We start from the raw sequence: 16,054 nt of genomic DNA on the forward strand, positions 1-16,054 counted from the left end.
CCCGTCATGCCTGATGACCATAGCGAGCTGGTCCCACCCCTTCCCATCCCGAACAGGACCGTGAAACAGCTCCACGCCGATGATAGTGCGGATTGCCCGTGTGAAAGTAGGTAATCGTCAGGCTCCTTATGCTGTAACGTCCAGAACCCCGGTGTCTCCGAAAGAGCACCGGGGTTCTGGCGTTTACGCTTCTTCCGATGCAGGAAAACAAAAAAAGCCGTCCAATGGACGGCTTTTTGCATTGGTGCCTCGAATTACTGCTGCGCCAGAAATTTCGTCGCCAGATGCACCCAAAACGACGATCCGACCGGCAGCAGTTGATCGTTGAAGTCATAGCTCGCGTTGTGCAGCATGCAAGGGCCCGCACCGTGTCCTGCATCCCGGTGACCACCTTCGCCGTTGCCGAGAAACGCGTAGCAACCGGGCTTCTCCAGCAGCATGAACGAGAAGTCTTCGGCGCCCATGGTCGGCTCGACGTTCGCATCGACGTGATCGGCGCCGACCACCTCACGCATGACCTCCGCGGCGAACTGCGCCTCCGCGCTGCTGTTCACCGTCGGCGGATAGTTGCGATGGAAGGTGATGTCGACCGAGCAGTCGTACGCTTCAGCCGTGCTCTCGGCGATCTTGCGCAGTCGCGATTCGATCAGATCCAGCGTTTCCGTCGTGAAGGTACGCACCGTTCCCGCGATCCAGGCCGTATTCGGCACCACGTTGACCGCATCGCCCGCATGGATCTGTGTGATCGAGAGCACCGCCGTATCGAGCGGCTTTTTGTTGCGCGTGATGATGCTCTGCAGCCCGTTCGCGATCTGCACCGCCGTGAAGACCGGATCGCGGCCATTGTGCGGCAACGCCGCGTGCGAACCTACGCCCTTGATTTCAATGCGGAATTCGTTGCTCGAGGCCATAATCGGCCCCTCGGTCACGCCGAAGTGGCCAGCCGGCATGCCCGGCCAGTTGTGAATGCCGAATACGGCGTCCACCGGAAACTGCTTGAAGAGGCCATCTTCGATCATGGCTTTCGCGCCGGCGCCGCCTTCTTCGGCAGGCTGGAAAATGAAGACGATCGTGCCGTCGAACTGACCGTGTCGCGCGAGATATTGCGCAGCGCCAAGCAGCATCGCCGTATGGCCGTCGTGGCCGCACGCGTGCATCTTGCCTTCGTTGCGCGAGCGATGGTCGAACGTGTTGAGTTCCTGGATCGGCAACGCGTCCATATCGGCGCGCAATCCGACCATCCGCTTGCCGGTGCCACGTTTGAGCACGCCGACGACGCCGGTCTGCCCCATGCCGCGATGCACTTCGATGCCCCATTCTGTGAGTTTTGCCGCGACAAGGTCGGAGGTCTGGGTTTCTTCGTAGCGCAGTTCAGGATGCGCGTGGATCGTTCGTCGGAGGCCCTGAATTTCGCCTTGGGCGGCCTGGATTTCCGGAATCAGTTTCATGGCGGATGGTGCTCAAAAAGTGGGCGCCCGGCTTTTGTCTCCAAAATAAGCCGGGTCTAGACGGACCATTCTACGCCGAACCTTTTTTTTCGCGCCAACCCACAGGGTGCGTACAGGGCGCGCACCCCGAACATAATAAAATCGCTCTTACGACAAAACGCCTCACCCACGGATTTCCGATGAACGCCCCAGCCGAGTTTGCCCGTGCAGTTTGCCCGCACGATTGTCCCGATACTTGCGCGATGCGCGTGACCGTCGAAAACGGCCGGGCGATCAAGGTGAGCGGCGACCCCGACCACCCGCCCACGCAAGGCGTGCTGTGCACGAAGGTGACCCGCTATGCCGAGCGTGTCCATCATCCGAAGCGTTTGACGCAGCCGATGAAGCGTGTGGGGCGCAAGGGCGAAGGGCGTTTCGAGCCGATCAGCTGGGACGAAGCCTGTCGCCTTGCCGCCGCCCGCCTCGGCGAAATCGCGCGGCGCACGCCCGAAGCGATCCTGCCGTACAGCTATGCCGGCACGATGGGACTCGTCCAGGGCGATAGCATCGCGCAGCGCTTCTTTCACAAGCTTGGCGCGTCACGTCTCGATCGCGCTATCTGCGCGGCGGCGGGCGCCGCCGGCCTGCGTTATACGTTCGGCTCGAGCCTCGGCATGCTCACCGAATATTTCGCGGAAAGCGAGGTGATCCTGATCTGGGGCGCCAACCCGATCGCGTCGAACCTGCATTTCTGGACCCGCGCGCAGGAAGCGAAACGCAACGGCGCGAAGCTGATCGCGATCGACCCCTATCGCTCGCTGACGGCCGAGAAATGCCATCAGCACATTGCACTCAAGCCAGGCACGGACGGCGCACTCGCGCTCGGCATGATGCACGTGCTGATCACCGAGGACCGCCTCGATCACGATTACATTGCGGCGCACACGCACGGCTTCGACGCGCTGAAGGCGCGTGCGCTGACCTACACGCCCGCACGTGTCGCCGCGATCTGCGGCATCGAGGAACAGGTCGTCGTCGATCTCGCGCGCCTCTACGCCTCGACGCGCAAGGCGGCAATTCGCATGAACTATGGCCTGCAGCGCGTGCGCGGCGGCGGCAACGCCGTGCGTGCCATCGCCTGCCTGCCCGCATTGACCGGTGCATGGCGCGAGCGCGCGGGCGGCGTGCTGCTTTCGTCGTCGGGCTGGGCCCCTGTCGATGCGAACGCGCTCCAGCGTCCGGATCTGATCCCGGGCTGGCCGCAGCATCAGCCGCGTATCGTCAACATGAACCAGATCGGCGACGCGCTCACGCACGCAGGCGACGCCGCATTCGGGCCGAAAGTCGAAGCGCTCGTCGTCTACAACTCGAATCCGGTTGCGGTTGCGCCCGAGTCGGCGAAGGTCGCGGCCGGCTTCGCACGCGAAGACCTCTTTACGATCGTCCTCGAGCAGTTCCAGACCGACACCGCCGATTACGCCGACCTGCTGCTGCCGGCCACAACCCAGCTCGAACATCTCGACGTCCACAAGTCCTACGGCCACACGCACGTCATGGCGAACTTGCCCGCCATCGCACCCGTTGGCGAGGCGCGGCCGAATACCGAGATCTTCCGCTCCATTGCGCGCGCGATGGGCCTGACCGAGCCGGCGCTGTTCGAAAGCGACGAAGACGTGGCGGCCCACGCATTCGACTGGAGCGATCCCGCACTGGGCGGCGCCGACTGGGCGGCGCTCAAGCGCGAAGGCTGGCTGAAGCTGAACATCGCCGAAGCGCCGTTCGCGCACGGCGGTTTTCGCACGCCCACGGGCAAGTGCGAGTTCCATAGCGAAGCGCTTGCGAAGGCCGGCCTCGATCCGCTGCCCGACTACCTGCCGCCGCACGAGTCGGCGGACGGCGCGCCCGAACTCGCCGCGCGCTATCCGCTCGCGATGATCTCGCCGCCCGCCCGTAACTTCCTGAACAGCACCTTCGTGAACGTGGAAAGCCTGCGCGCGACCGAAGGGGAGCCGCACGTCGACCTCCATCCGGCCGACGCCGCCCGCCGCGAGATTGCCGACGGCGACGAGGTTCGCGTGTTCAACGACCGCGGCTCGATGCGCGCGCGGGCGCGTGTGACCGATCGGGCGCGCAGCGGTCTCGTGGTGGGCCTGTCGATCTGGTGGAAGAAGCTTGCGCCGGACGGCCGCAATGCCAACGAGGTGACGAGCCAGGCGCTCACCGATCTTGGCGGCTCAGCGACCTTCTACGATTGCCTCGTCGAGGTCGAGCGCGCCTGAAAGCGCCTCAAGCTACCGCTAGCCGCCCCGCAACGCGCGTTCGAGGGGCCTTTCTAACTGGCTGATTTGCTGACATAAAAGCTGGATCGCCATGCTACGATCCAATTTTTTAGCACGATCATTCGAAAAATCAAGGAGGAGACGCTGCATGGAAAAAGTCTGGCTGAAATCGTACCCGCCCGGCGTTCCCGCTGAAATCGACGCAAGCCGTTACGCGTCCATCACTGCGCTGCTCGAGGAGAGCTTCAGCGAATTCCGTGCAAAGCCCGCTTTCGCCTGCATGGGCAAGACGATCACCTACGGCGAGCTGGACCAGCTCTCCCAGTGTCTGGCCGCCTGGTTCCAGTCGCGCGGCATCGCACGTGGCGCACGCATCGCGCTCATGATGCCCAACGTGCTCCAGTATCCGGTCGCGCTCGCCGCAGTGCTGCGCGCGGGATACGTCGTCGTGAACGTGAACCCGCTCTACACGCCGCGCGAACTCGAACACCAGTTGAAGGACAGCGGCGCCGAGGCGATCGTCGTCCTCGAGAATTTCGCCGGAACCGTGAGCGCGGTCGTCGCCAATACGCGCGTGAAGCACGTGCTGGTCGCGGCGATGGGCGACCTCCTTGGTGCAAAGGGCTTCATCGTCAACTTCGTCGTGCGAAGCGTGAAGAAGATGGTGCCCGCCTGGGACCTGCCCGGCCACGTGCGCTTCAACGACGCGCTCGCCGAAGGTGGGCGCACGGGCTTCAAGCGCGTCGAGCAGACGCCGGAGGACGTCGCCTTCCTGCAGTACACGGGCGGCACGACCGGCGTTGCCAAGGGGGCGACGCTGCTGCATCGCAACCTGATCGCCAACGTGCTGCAGTCGGCGGCATGGACCGAGCCCGCGCTTGCGAAATTGCCGTCTGGTACGCAACCGGTGACGGTCGCGGCGCTGCCGCTGTACCACGTGTTCGCGTTGACCGTTTGCGGGCTGCTGACGCTGCGCACCGGCGGTCTCGCGATCCTGATTCCGAATCCTCGCGATATCGCCGGCATGATCAAGGAGCTGCGCGGCTACTCGATCACGTGTTTCCCTGCGGTGAACACGCTCTACAACGCGATGCTCAACCATCCGGAATTCGGCAACCTGGACTTTTCGCATCTGCTCGTTGCAAACGGCGGCGGCATGGCGGTGCAGGAAGCGGTGGCCAAGCGCTGGTACGAGCGCACGCATACGCCGATCGTCGAAGGCTATGGCCTCTCGGAAACCTCGCCCAGCGTGACCTGCAATCCGGTCACGGCGACGGAATACACCGGCACGATCGGCTTGCCCCTGCCTTCCACCGATATCTCGATTCGCGACGACGCCGGCAACGAACTGCCGATCGGTGAGGCGGGCGAGATCTGCATCCGCGGGCCGCAAGTGATGGCGGGCTACTGGCAGCGGCCGGAAGAAACGGCGAAGGTCATGACGCCGGACGGGTACTTCAAGTCGGGCGACATCGGTCTTATCAACGCGCGCGGCTACATCAAGCTCGTCGACCGCAAGAAGGACATGATTCTGGTCTCGGGCTTCAATGTGTATCCGAACGAAGTCGAGGACGTCGTGGCCAAGCTGCCGGGCGTGTTCGAAGTGGCGGCGGTGGGCGTGCCGGACCAGAATTCGGGCGAGGCGGTGAAGCTCTATATCGTCAAGAAGGACCCGGCGCTCACCGACAAGGACGTGTTCGAGTACTGCAAGACGCAGCTCACCGGCTACAAGCGGCCGAAGATCATCGAGTTCCGCAACGATCTGCCCAAGAGCAACGTCGGCAAGATCCTGCGCCGCGAGTTGCGCGACGGTCGCGCCTGAAAACGCAAGAGCGAAGCGAAAGGCCAGCGAGTCAAAGGCGAAGAGCGGCCTGCCCGTTGAGGGCAGGCCGCTTTTTTGTCGTGCGCACTGTGGCGAAACGACAAAACGCACCAAAGAAAAAAGGCGCCCGGAGGCGCCTTCGAGATTACAGCGACTGTTCTTCTTAGAACTTGTGGCGGATACCAACGCGAGCCGTGAACACGTTGTTCGTGCTCGACGGCGTCAGGCCGTTGATCGACGCGACAGCGGTGTTGCCCGTCGAGTCGGAGCCCGTAGCGTGCTGGTACACGCCGATCAGGTAGACGTCCGTGCGCTTCGACAGGAAGTAGTCCGTGCCCAGTGCGTACTGGAAGTACTTCGCGCCGCTTTCGCTCGTGCCGTTCGCACGCGTGACGCTGCTGCCGTCCGTGAAGTCGAACGCGAAGCCTGCCAGCAGGGCCGGCGTGAACTGGTACTTGATGTTCGCTTCGACGTTGTTGAAGTTGGCATTCGTGCCGCGTTCGAACAGCGAGGTCGACGTCTGGCCGAGGTTGCGGAAGCTGACGTTCGAGTACGTCAGGCCGAACGTTGCTGCGCCGAACGTGTATGCGCCGCCTGCGCCGATGACCTGGTACGTGTTAGCCGATGCGAAGCCGCCGTACACCGGGTTGCCAGCAGCCGTCAGCGCTGCCGAAGCGCCAGCCGAGCCGCCGTTGTTGAACAGGCCGCCGGTAGCGTTCGGCGTGCGTGCGTTCAGGTAACCCACGCCGAGGACGAGGGGACCGTTGTTGTAGCCAGCGCCCAACGACCAGATCTGGTTCGCCGTGAAGTTGCCTGCCTGGCCGCCGAAGCTGTACGTGCCGCCGAAGGTCAGGCCAGCGTAGTTGGCGCTGGTGAACTTGACCGTGTTGTTCGTACGGTAGGCGTTGTTGAAGTTGTCCAGATCCTGCGGGTGAGCAGCGATGTAGCCGCCCCACTGGTCGCCTGCTTCGAGCGGGCCGACGTAGTCGACGACGGAGTCGTACTGGCGACCCAGCGTGACCGTGCCGAACTGTGCGCTCGAGAGGCCGACATAAGCCTGACGACCGAACATCAGGCCGCCCTGGCCGAGCTTGCCGGTGTTCACGTCAAAACCATTTTCCAACACGAAAACTGCCTTCAGGCCGCCGCCGAGGTCTTCAGCGCCGCGCAGGCCGAAACGGCTGCCTTGCATCACGCCGCTCGACAGGTTGTACAGGTGCTTGCCACCCGAATTCGTGTTGATGTTGAAACCTTCGTCGATGATGCCGTACAGCGTGACGCTGCTCTGAGCGTGAGCAACGCCCGCGAACGCGCCCAGCGCAGCCAGCGCGAGAAGCGACTTCTTCATTGAATGATCTCCAGTGTTTGCGAATCTTTTGCGTCTTTTAACGGGACCAGTTTTTTATCTTGCGTAGGGTCCTGTCCTTCCAACTTCGCGAGAAGTTGCCACGTAATGTAACAAAAGGGTTAATAGTCACAAAGGAAAAGCCAGGGCCTCGCTAAGTACCTGTTTCGTTTACACAACATGGTCTAGAATATGCAGCTATCTATCGGCTCTGCCCCGGATTGACGGATGTCCGTGAGTTTGTGTAGTGGTGAAAGGGCAGTCCGGGCGAGCGACCAATCTGGCTCGCCAACGAAATGAAAGGGAGGCTGGATGACGCTAGATGACTTGATTACCGAATTCGACCGGGGCCTGCGCTCGCTCACCGGCGTGTCGCGCATGACGCGTCCGATGCCGCAGCCTTCCCCCGTTACCATCGAAGTGACGCCCGAGGGCGATGCCGTGCCAGCTGGCAGTGAACTCACGCCTGCCGAGCGCACGCACGCCGCCGGCCTCATGCGCGTCAATCACGTCGGCGAAGTGTGCGCACAGGCGCTGTATCAGGCGCAGAAAATCTCGGCGCGCTCACCCTCGCTCAGGGCAGCCTTCGAGCAGGCCGCGCGCGAGGAAGAGGATCACCTTGCGTGGACCTCGCGCCGGCTGCAGGCGCTCGACTCGCGTCCGAGCCTGCTCAATCCGCTGTGGTACGCCGGCGCGCTCGCGATCGGCTTCGCCGCCGGCCGCCTCGGCGACAAGGTGAGCCTCGGCTTCATGGCCGAAACCGAGCGCCAGGTCGAGCATCATCTCGACAGCCACCTCGACAGCCTGCCGCCCGCCGATCTCGAGTCGCGCGCGGTCGTCGAGCAAATGCGCGCCGACGAAATCTCGCACGCAAAATCGGCCACCGATCTGGGCGGCGTCGAATTGCCTTTGCCGGTGCGTTCGCTAATGCGAGTAGCATCGAAAGTCATGACGCGAACCGCCTACTACATCTGATTAATGGCGTGGGCCGGCAATCGCCGTCGGCCCAAACCCGGATTAATCTTTCAGAGCTTTCAGCCCCCGGTTTTAATCCCCGCAGCCCCCCGCTCGATCCCGCCGTAGGCCGTTTATCGCCGCACTTTTCACGTATCACCTTCACAACCTGCGTTAGCTCATTCATTCATAACGGTTTTTGGCTTTTGTCCCGACTTCAACAAGTGCCGCTAAGTCCTTGTTCTAGCGGATAAATTTCGTCAAAAAACGTCCGGTCTCCCTTGACCCTCGTTGGGCGTTCCTCTAAAGTGGGAGACAGTGTGAGAAAGTGTATTTTTGTGTGATTTCAGGCGCGTATTCAGGTAGATTTTCCGGGATTTAGGCGGGCGGCGAAAAGCGCCGCATTAGGGGGAGCAAATTGTTCCAGGGGGCGTCGGCGCTGACACTCGATGCGAAAGGACGGATGTCGATTCCGTCGCGCTATCGGGAAGCGCTGCAACAACAGGCAGAAGGACGGGTGACGATCACCAAGCACCCGGACGGCTGCCTGTTGCTATTTCCGCGCCCCGAATGGGAAGTGTTCCGCTCGAAGGTCGCCGCCTTGCCGATGGACGCGCACTGGTGGCGCCGTATTTTTCTGGGCAATGCGTCCGACGTCGATGTCGACAGTGCGGGCCGCGTGCTCGTCTCACCTGAATTGCGTCTGGCGGCAGGAATGGAAAAGGAAGTCATGCTGCTCGGCATGGGTAGTCATTTTGAGTTGTGGGATGCGCAGACCTACGCCGCCAAGGAACAGGCGGCGATGGCACAGGGCATGCCCGACGCCTTGAAAAATTTCACGTTCTGATCGCGGTTCAAAAAGCTATGGCATCTGCGATGGGACAGGGACTGCAGCATCGCACGGTGCTGCTAGACGAAGCGGTGAACGCGCTGGTCACGCGCGCGGACGGCGTCTATGTGGACGGCACGTTCGGTCGCGGCGGGCACAGTCGCGCGATCCTCGGGCGTCTCGGCGAGGCCGGGCGCCTGATCGCGTTCGACAAGGACCCGCTGGCGATCGCGACGGCGCAAACCGTGAACGACGCGCGGTTTTCGATCGTGCATGAGAGTTTTGCTTCGCTGCGCGACGAGCTCGCGTCGCGCGGGGTAGGGCGTGTGTCGGGAATATTGCTGGACCTTGGCGTGTCGTCGCCGCAGTTCGACGATCCGCAGCGCGGTTTCAGTTTCCGCGCGGATGGCCCGCTCGACATGCGGATGGACCCGACGCGCGGCGAGTCCGCCGCTGACTGGCTCGCTCGGGCCACGTTGCAGGAACTGACGGAGGTAATTCGGGATTATGGGGAAGAACGGTTTGCTTTTCAGATTGCAAAGGCGCTTGTTGCTCGCCGGGCAGAGTCCGACCGTCTCGGGCCTCTCGACAGCACGGGCGAGCTTGCCCAAATCGTGGCTAACGTCGTCAAAACCCGTGAGAAGGGTAAGGACCCGGCAACCCGCACCTTTCAAGCTATACGGATTCACGTCAATCAAGAGCTTGCGGAGCTGCAGATCGTTCTAGAAGCAGCACTGTCGTTGCTGGAACAGGGGGGGCGGCTGGTGGTCATCAGCTTTCATTCGCTCGAAGACCGGATCGTCAAGCGGTTCATGCAGGCGCACGCGAGCGCGCCGGCGGTTGATCGCCGCCTGCCGATCCGCGCCGTCGACCTGCCGAGCCCGCCGCTCAAGCTGCTCGGCCGCGTATTCGCGAGCGACGAAGAAGTCGCCGCGAATCCGCGTGCCCGCTCGGCCGTGATGCGCACCGCGGAGCGCGTCACGCCATGAATCGTCTGAACATCTTCCTGCTGATCGTCGTCATGGGGTGCGCGCTTTCCGTCGTGAACGCCACCAATCAGCAGCGCCAGATCTTCATCCAGTTGCAACGTGCGCAGTCGCAGGAGCATCAGCTCCAGCAGGACTACGCACAGCTTCAATATCAGCAGAGCGCGCTGTCGAGAACGTCGCGCATCGAACAGATCGCCACCGACTCGCTCAAGATGCAGCCTGTCACGACCGGACGCACGCAATATCTGACGCTCGCGCCCGGCAGCGCCACCGCCGTCGACGCCCCCGTGCCGACCTCGGCGCCCCTGCAGGGCGCCGCGCCCACGCCTGCCCGTCGCGGAGGCACGCGATGAAAAAGGACAATCGCCGCAAGAGCGTCGCCTTCAGCGCCAACCCCATTCTCTCCGTGCGCCTGCCGATGTGGCGCTCGAAGCTCGTCGTGTTCCTGCTCTTCATGGCGTTCGTCGCGCTCGCTGCGCGCGCGTTCTGGATTCAGGGGCCCGGCAACGCGTTCTATCAGAAGCAGGGCGAAAGCCGCTACCAGCGCACGATCGAGCTGCCGGCCACGCGCGGCAAGATTCTCGACCGTAACGGCCTCGTGCTCGCCACGAGTCTGCCCGTGCGCGCGATCTGGGCGATTCCCGAAGCTGTGCCCGACGATCTCGGCGCCGACAAGCTCAACCAGCTCGGCGCGCTGCTCGGCATGAACACGAAAGAGCTGCGTGCGAAGCTCTCCGAAGACAAGACGTTCGTCTACGTGAAGCGTCAGGTGCCGCTCGACGTCGCACAGAAAGTGACGGCGCTCGACATTCCGGGCGTTTACCAGCGCAACGAATACAAGCGGTTCTATCCGGAAGGCGACGTCACCGCACACCTGATCGGCTTCACCAACGTCGAGGACGAGGGGCAGGAAGGCGTCGAGCTGTCGGACCAGAAAGTGCTCGCGGGCGTGCCGGGCATTCGCCACGTCATCAAGGACCGCATGGGCCACATCGTCGAGGACGTCGACGAAACGGTCGTGCCCCACGATGGCAAGGACGTCGAACTGTCGATCGACAGCAAGATTCAGTACATCGCCTATTCGAACCTGAAAGCCGCCGTCGAGAAGTTCAAGGCCAAGGCCGGCGCCGCGATGGTGGTGGACGTGCGCACGGGCGAAGTGCTCGCGCTCGTGAACTATCCGACCTACAACCCGAACGACCGCTCGCACCTCACGGGCGAGCAGCTGCGCAACCGCATTCTCACCGACGTGTTCGAGCCGGGCTCGATCATGAAGCCGTTCACGGTGTCGCTCGCGCTGGATCTGCACCGCGTCTCGCCGAGTACACTGGTGGATACGGGCCCGGGGCACTTCACGCTCGACGGCGCGACCATCACCGACGACGCGGCGTTCGGCGTCCTGACGGTCGGTGGCGTGATCCAGAAGTCGAGCAACATCGGCGCGACCAAGATCGCGATGACGCTCAAGCCCGAAGAAATGTGGGACATGTACACCAGCATCGGTCTCGGTCAGGCGCCGAAGGTCGGGTTCCCCGGCGCGGCGGCGGGCCGTTTGCGTCCGTGGAAAAGCTGGCGCCGCATCGAGCAGGCGACGATGTCCTACGGCTACGGCCTCTCCGTTTCGCTGTTCCAGCTCGCGCGCGCGTACACGGCGATCGCGCACGACGGCCAGATTCTGCCGGTTACGATCTTCCGCCACTCCGGCGACACGCAGCCGGTGCAGGGCACCCAGGTTTTCGCGCCGACCACGGCGCGTGAAGTGCGCACGATGCTGGAGAGCGTGGTGTCGAAGGACGGCACCTCGCCCGACGCCGCCGTACCCGGCTACCGCGTGGGCGGCAAGTCCGGTACGGCGTACAAGCACGGCCCGCACGGCTACGATCATTCGAAGTACCGCGCGTCGTTCGTCGGCATGGCGCCGATGCCGAATCCGCGCATCGTCGTCGCCGTTACGGTCGACGAACCGACGGCCGGCAGCCACTTCGGCGGCGCGGTGTCGGGTCCGGTGTTCTCGGGCATCGTCGGCGATACGCTGCGCTCGCTCAATGTGCCGCCGGACATGCCGGTGAAGCAGCTCGTCGTCGAGGACAACAGCGCCGGCGCCTCGGCCCCGGCCGTCGCGAACGCGCCCGCTGCGCCGGTGAAGCGCGTGTCGAACACGGCTACCGCGAAAAGCGCCGCCGCCGCGCATCACATGACCGTCGCGGACAACGCGAAAAATCGACCCGGAGTCGTCCGATGAGCGCCACGCGCACCCAGCATCCCGCGCACCGGCAGATCGCGGACGCGCTCGCATGGCTGCGCGCGCACGTCGCGCCAGAAGCGGGCCTGCACGCCGACACGCGCTCGCTCCAGCCGGGCGATGTGTTTCTCGCCTACGCCGTCGAGGGCGCGGACAACCGTCCGCACATCGCCAATGCGATCGAGCGGGGCGCCGCAGCCTTGCTGTATCAGCCGGAAGGGTTTGCGGGCGAGGAGCTCGACGCGTCGATTGCGCTCGCTGTGCCGCAACTCGACGTGCTCGCGGGCGAAATCGCCAGCGGCTGGTATGGCGACCCGAGCGATGCCATGCTCGTGGTCGGCGTGACGGGCACGAACGGCAAGACGTCGTGCAGCCAGTGGATCGCCTCGGCGTTCACGGCCATCGGCCAGAAGTGCGCGATCGTCGGCACGCTGGGCACGGGCTTTCCGGGCCAGCTCGTGCATACGGGCTTCACCACGCCCGACGCGCCGCAGCTGCAGCGCAGCCTCGCGCAATTGCGCGGTGCCGGCGCACAGGCGATTGCGATGGAAGTTTCCTCGCACGCGCTGCATCAGGGCCGCGTGAACGGCACATCGTTCGACATCGCCGTCTTCACGAATCTCACGCAAGACCATCTCGACTATCACCACACGTTCGAGGCCTACGAGGCCGCCAAGGCGCGTCTGTTTGCATGGCCGGGCCTGCGCGCCGCGATCATCAACGCCGACGACGCAGCGGGCCGCCGCCTGATCGCCGCGACGCGCGGCAAAGCTCGCACGATTGCGTATGGCGTGGCGACGCCCGCCGCCGACGCACCCGTCGCCGACGCGTGGCTGCGCGCGAACGACGTGCGCGCGACCGCCACCGGCACGGCGTTTCATCTGGAAACGTCGGATTGGGGCGAGGCGCAAGTCGAGGCGCATGTTCTCGGCCTCTTCAACGTAAGCAATCTGCTCGGCGTGCTCGGCGCGCTGCTTGCGGCGAACGTGCCGCTCGTCGCGGCGCTCAACGAGATCTCGAAGCTGCAGCCGGTGAACGGCCGCATGGAGCGTCTTGGCGGCCGCGCCGATCACGACGAGCCGCTCATCGTGATCGATTACGCGCATACGCCGGACGCGCTCGAAAAAACGCTCGAAGCGCTGCGCCCGATGGCGGCCGCACGCGGCGGCCAGCTCGTCTGCATGTTCGGCTGCGGCGGCGATCGCGACGCGACCAAGCGCCCGCTCATGGGCGCGATCGCGGAACGCCTCGCCGACCAGGTCGTCGTGACGAGCGACAACCCGCGCAGCGAGTCGCCGGCCGCGATCATCGAGCAGATCGCGCAAGGCATGCGCGACGCCGCGAAGGCGCGCCGCATCGAGGATCGCGCGAGTGCGATCCTGCAGGCGGTGCGCGGCGCGGCGCGCGAAGACGTCGTCGTGCTGGCCGGCAAAGGCCACGAGGCGACCCAGGAAATCATGGGCAAGAAGCGCGCGTTCTCCGATCAGGACCACGCGCGGCTTGCACTCGCCGCCCGTGCCACGCACGGGCGCGGAGGTGGTGAATGACGATGCTTTCCCTGCGGGAAGCCGCGGCGCTGATTCCCGGCGCGAGCGTACTCGGCGACGAGAACGCCACGTTCGAGCGCATTTCGACCGACAGCCGCACCACGGGCCCCGGCGATCTCTTCGTCGCGCTCAAGGGCGACCGCTTCGACGCGCACGACTTTCTCGGCGAGGTCGCGAACCGCCAGGTGAGCGCGGCGCTCGTTTCGCGCAGCCCCGGCGACTGGCGCATCCCCGCGCTGCGCGTGGACGACACGCGCAAGGCGCTCGGCGCGCTCGCGCTCGGCTGGCGCCGCCGCTTTTCGATGCCGCTCGTCGCCGTGACGGGCAGTAACGGCAAAACGACGGTCAAGGAAATGATCGCGTCGATCTTCGCGGCGGCCGTTGGAGAAAATTTGCGTCTCGCGACCACCGGAAACCTCAATAACGACATCGGCGTGCCGTTAACGTTGCTGCGTTTGAGCGGCGCTCATCGGCTGGCGGTGGTCGAACTCGGCATGAATCACCCGGGCGAGACCGAGTTGCTGGCGAAATTCGCCGAGCCGACGGTCGCGGTGGTGAACAACGCGCAGCGCGAACATCAGGAATTCATGGCGACGGTGGAAGCCGTCGCGCTCGAGCATGCGAGCGTGATTCACACGCTCAAGCCCACGGGCGTCGCGGTGTTTCCCGCCGACGATGCCTACGCGAGCATCTGGCGCGTGGCGGCGACGGGTTCGCGCATCCTCGACTTCGCGCTGCATACGGATACGCGTGCGGTTGAAGCGGCAGTCACCGGCAAGCTCGTCGACAAGCTCGCGGGCAGCCGTCTCGCGATCGCGACGCCGGAAGGCCATCTCGAAGTGGAGTTGAAGGTGCTGGGCGCACACAACGCGCACAACGCGCTCGCGGCCACGGCGGCGGCGATTGCGTCGGGCGTCTCGCTCGAAGCGATCGGCCGCGGGCTCGAGGCGTTCGAGCCGGTGAAGGGCCGCTTGCAGGTGAAGCGCGCGGCGCTTGGCGAGCTGACGGGCGCGACGGTGATCGACGACACCTACAACGCGAATCCCGACTCGGTGCGCGCGGCGATCGACGTGCTGGCTTCGCGCACGTCGCCGCGTGTGCTCGTGCTCGGAGACATGGGCGAAGTCGGCGACGACGGTCCCGCCTTTCACCGCGAGGTGGGCGCTTACGCGAAGGAACGCGGCATCGACGCGCTCTACACGCTCGGCGACGCAGCGCGTGACAGCGCGACGGCGTTCGGCGCGCAGGCGCTGCATGCCGCCGACGTGAGCGAACTCGTGCGCGCACTGGCTGGTGCCGGTTACGGCGCGGGCGCAACGATTCTCGTGAAAGGCTCGCGCTTCATGCAGATGGAGCGCGTAGTAGCGGCACTCACGAATCCGCAAAACCCTGCGCCGGACGCGAAGTCCGGTGCGCACTGAAATACGAAGGAATACAAGGCATGCTACTGGCGCTGGCGCAATGGCTGCAGAATGACGCAAGCTTCTTGCGCGTGTTCAGTTATCTGACGTTCCGTGCGGTGATGGCCACCATCACCGCGATGGCGATCGGGCTTTTCCTCGGCCCGTGGGTGATCCGCAAGCTCACCGCAATGAAGGTCGGCCAGGCCGTGCGCACGGACGGCCCGCAAACTCACCTCGTGAAGTCCGGCACGCCCACCATGGGCGGCGTGCTCATTCTGCTGGGCATCGCGGTTTCCACCTTGCTGTGGGGCGATCTTACGAACCGCTTCATCTGGATCGTGATGCTCGTCACGTTCGGCTTCGGCGCGATCGGCTGGGTCGACGACTATCGCAAGGTCGTCTACAAGGACCCGCGCGGCATGTCTTCGCGCGAGAAGTACTTCTGGCAGTCGGTGATCGGTCTCTTCGCTGCGGTGTACCTCGCGTTCAGCGTCTCCGAGGCGAGCAACGTGCGCGTGTTCGATCTCTTCATGGCGTGGGTGCGTAGCGGCCTGTCGATGGGCCTGCCCGCGCGCGCCGACTTGCTGCTGCCGTTCCTCAAATCGATCAGCTATCCGCTCGGCGTGTGGGGCTTCATCGCGCTCACGTATTTCGTGATCGTCGGCGCGAGCAACGCCGTGAACCTCACCGATGGCCTCGACGGTCTCGTGATCATGCCGGTCGTGCTGGTCGGCGCATCGCTTGGCGTATTCGCCTATGTGATGGGCAGCTCGGTCTACTCGAAATATCTGCTCTTTCCGCACATTGCCGGCGCCGGCGAACTGCTCATCTTCTGTTCGGCGATGGGCGGGGCAGGGCTCGCGTTCCTCTGGTTCAACACGTATCCGGCCCAGGTGTTCATGGGCGACGTGGGCGCGCTCGCGCTCGGCGGCGCGCTGGGAACCATCGCGGTGATCGTGCGTCAGGAAATCGTGCTCTTCATCATGGGCGGCATCTTCGTGGCGGAGACGCTCTCCGTGATGCTGCAGGTGACCTGGTTCAAGTACACGAAAAAGCGTTACGGCGAAGGGCGCCGCATCTTCAAGATGGCGCCGCTGCATCACCATTTCGAGCTGTCCGGCTGGAAGGAAACGCAGGTTGTCGTGCGTTTCTGGGTCATCACGCTGATGCTGTGTCTGATCGGTCTGTCCACGCTCAAGCTGCGTTGAGCCTCTAAG

12 protein-coding genes and 1 rRNA gene are annotated in these 16,054 nt (G+C 64.2%); 11 read left to right on the forward strand and 2 right to left on the reverse strand.

The window, feature by feature from the left end:
* Window positions 1-9: 9 nt before the first annotated feature.
* A 5S ribosomal RNA gene (rrf, locus tag AB4Y44_RS33200) occupies window positions 10-123 on the forward strand.
* 131 nt (window positions 124-254) lie between these two features.
* On the opposite strand, the gene AB4Y44_RS33205 is transcribed toward rrf, so the two are convergent.
* Window positions 255-1,448, reverse strand: coding sequence for a M20 aminoacylase family protein (locus tag AB4Y44_RS33205; protein ID WP_342924436.1), 1,194 nt, complete (start codon window positions 1,446-1,448; stop codon window positions 255-257).
* A 179-nt stretch (window positions 1,449-1,627) separates the two neighbouring features.
* Here AB4Y44_RS33205 and AB4Y44_RS33210 point away from each other — a divergent pair, with 179 nt between their 5' ends.
* Together AB4Y44_RS33210 and AB4Y44_RS33215 are read left to right on the forward strand one after the other, a co-directional pair.
* Window positions 1,628-3,706, forward strand: a complete 2,079-nt coding sequence (locus tag AB4Y44_RS33210; RefSeq protein ID WP_368701914.1) for a molybdopterin-dependent oxidoreductase — start codon at window positions 1,628-1,630, stop codon at window positions 3,704-3,706.
* Window positions 3,707-3,854: 148 nt separating this feature from the next.
* On the forward strand, window positions 3,855-5,528 hold the full coding sequence (locus tag AB4Y44_RS33215; RefSeq protein ID WP_368701915.1) for a long-chain fatty acid--CoA ligase: 1,674 nt from the start codon (window positions 3,855-3,857) through the stop codon (window positions 5,526-5,528).
* Window positions 5,529-5,691: 163 nt separating this feature from the next.
* On the opposite strand, the gene AB4Y44_RS33220 is transcribed toward AB4Y44_RS33215, so the two are convergent.
* Window positions 5,692-6,876: a porin gene (locus tag AB4Y44_RS33220; RefSeq protein ID WP_368701916.1), complete on the reverse strand. Its 1,185-nt coding sequence runs from the start codon at window positions 6,874-6,876 to the stop codon at window positions 5,692-5,694.
* A gap of 309 nt (window positions 6,877-7,185) precedes the next feature.
* Here AB4Y44_RS33220 and coq7 point away from each other — a divergent pair, with 309 nt between their 5' ends.
* The 8 genes from coq7 to mraY all read left to right on the forward strand — a co-directional run bounded on the left by coq7 (window position 7,186) and on the right by mraY (window position 16,045).
* Window positions 7,186-7,848, forward strand: a complete 663-nt coding sequence (gene coq7, locus AB4Y44_RS33225) for a 2-polyprenyl-3-methyl-6-methoxy-1,4-benzoquinone monooxygenase (protein ID WP_133183005.1) — start codon at window positions 7,186-7,188, stop codon at window positions 7,846-7,848.
* A gap of 397 nt (window positions 7,849-8,245) precedes the next feature.
* Entirely contained in the window at window positions 8,246-8,674 is a 429-nt protein-coding gene (mraZ, locus tag AB4Y44_RS33230; protein WP_028207782.1) for a division/cell wall cluster transcriptional repressor MraZ, read from the forward strand.
* A gap of 17 nt (window positions 8,675-8,691) precedes the next feature.
* Complete coding sequence (rsmH, locus tag AB4Y44_RS33235) at window positions 8,692-9,645, forward strand: 16S rRNA (cytosine(1402)-N(4))-methyltransferase RsmH (protein ID WP_342924440.1); 954 nt, start codon at window positions 8,692-8,694, stop codon at window positions 9,643-9,645.
* Window positions 9,642-9,998: a cell division protein FtsL gene (gene ftsL / locus AB4Y44_RS33240; protein WP_342924441.1), complete on the forward strand. Its 357-nt coding sequence runs from the start codon at window positions 9,642-9,644 to the stop codon at window positions 9,996-9,998. Before rsmH ends, ftsL begins: the two co-directional genes overlap by 4 nt.
* Entirely contained in the window at window positions 9,995-11,887 is a 1,893-nt protein-coding gene (locus tag AB4Y44_RS33245; protein ID WP_342924442.1) for a penicillin-binding protein 2, read from the forward strand. Before ftsL ends, AB4Y44_RS33245 begins: the two co-directional genes overlap by 4 nt.
* On the forward strand, window positions 11,884-13,434 hold the full coding sequence (locus AB4Y44_RS33250; RefSeq protein ID WP_368701917.1) for a UDP-N-acetylmuramoyl-L-alanyl-D-glutamate--2,6-diaminopimelate ligase: 1,551 nt from the start codon (window positions 11,884-11,886) through the stop codon (window positions 13,432-13,434). Before AB4Y44_RS33245 ends, AB4Y44_RS33250 begins: the two co-directional genes overlap by 4 nt.
* Window positions 13,431-14,855, forward strand: coding sequence for a UDP-N-acetylmuramoyl-tripeptide--D-alanyl-D-alanine ligase (gene murF, locus AB4Y44_RS33255; protein ID WP_342948378.1), 1,425 nt, complete (start codon window positions 13,431-13,433; stop codon window positions 14,853-14,855). Before AB4Y44_RS33250 ends, murF begins: the two co-directional genes overlap by 4 nt.
* 20 nt (window positions 14,856-14,875) lie before the next feature.
* A complete protein-coding gene (mraY, locus tag AB4Y44_RS33260; protein WP_028207787.1) occupies window positions 14,876-16,045 on the forward strand; it encodes a phospho-N-acetylmuramoyl-pentapeptide-transferase in 1,170 nt (389 codons plus the stop codon).
* Window positions 16,046-16,054 lie beyond the last annotated feature (9 nt).

The sequence above is a fragment of the Paraburkholderia sp. BR10937 genome (assembly GCF_040965695.1).
GTDB lineage: Bacteria > Pseudomonadota > Gammaproteobacteria > Burkholderiales > Burkholderiaceae > Paraburkholderia.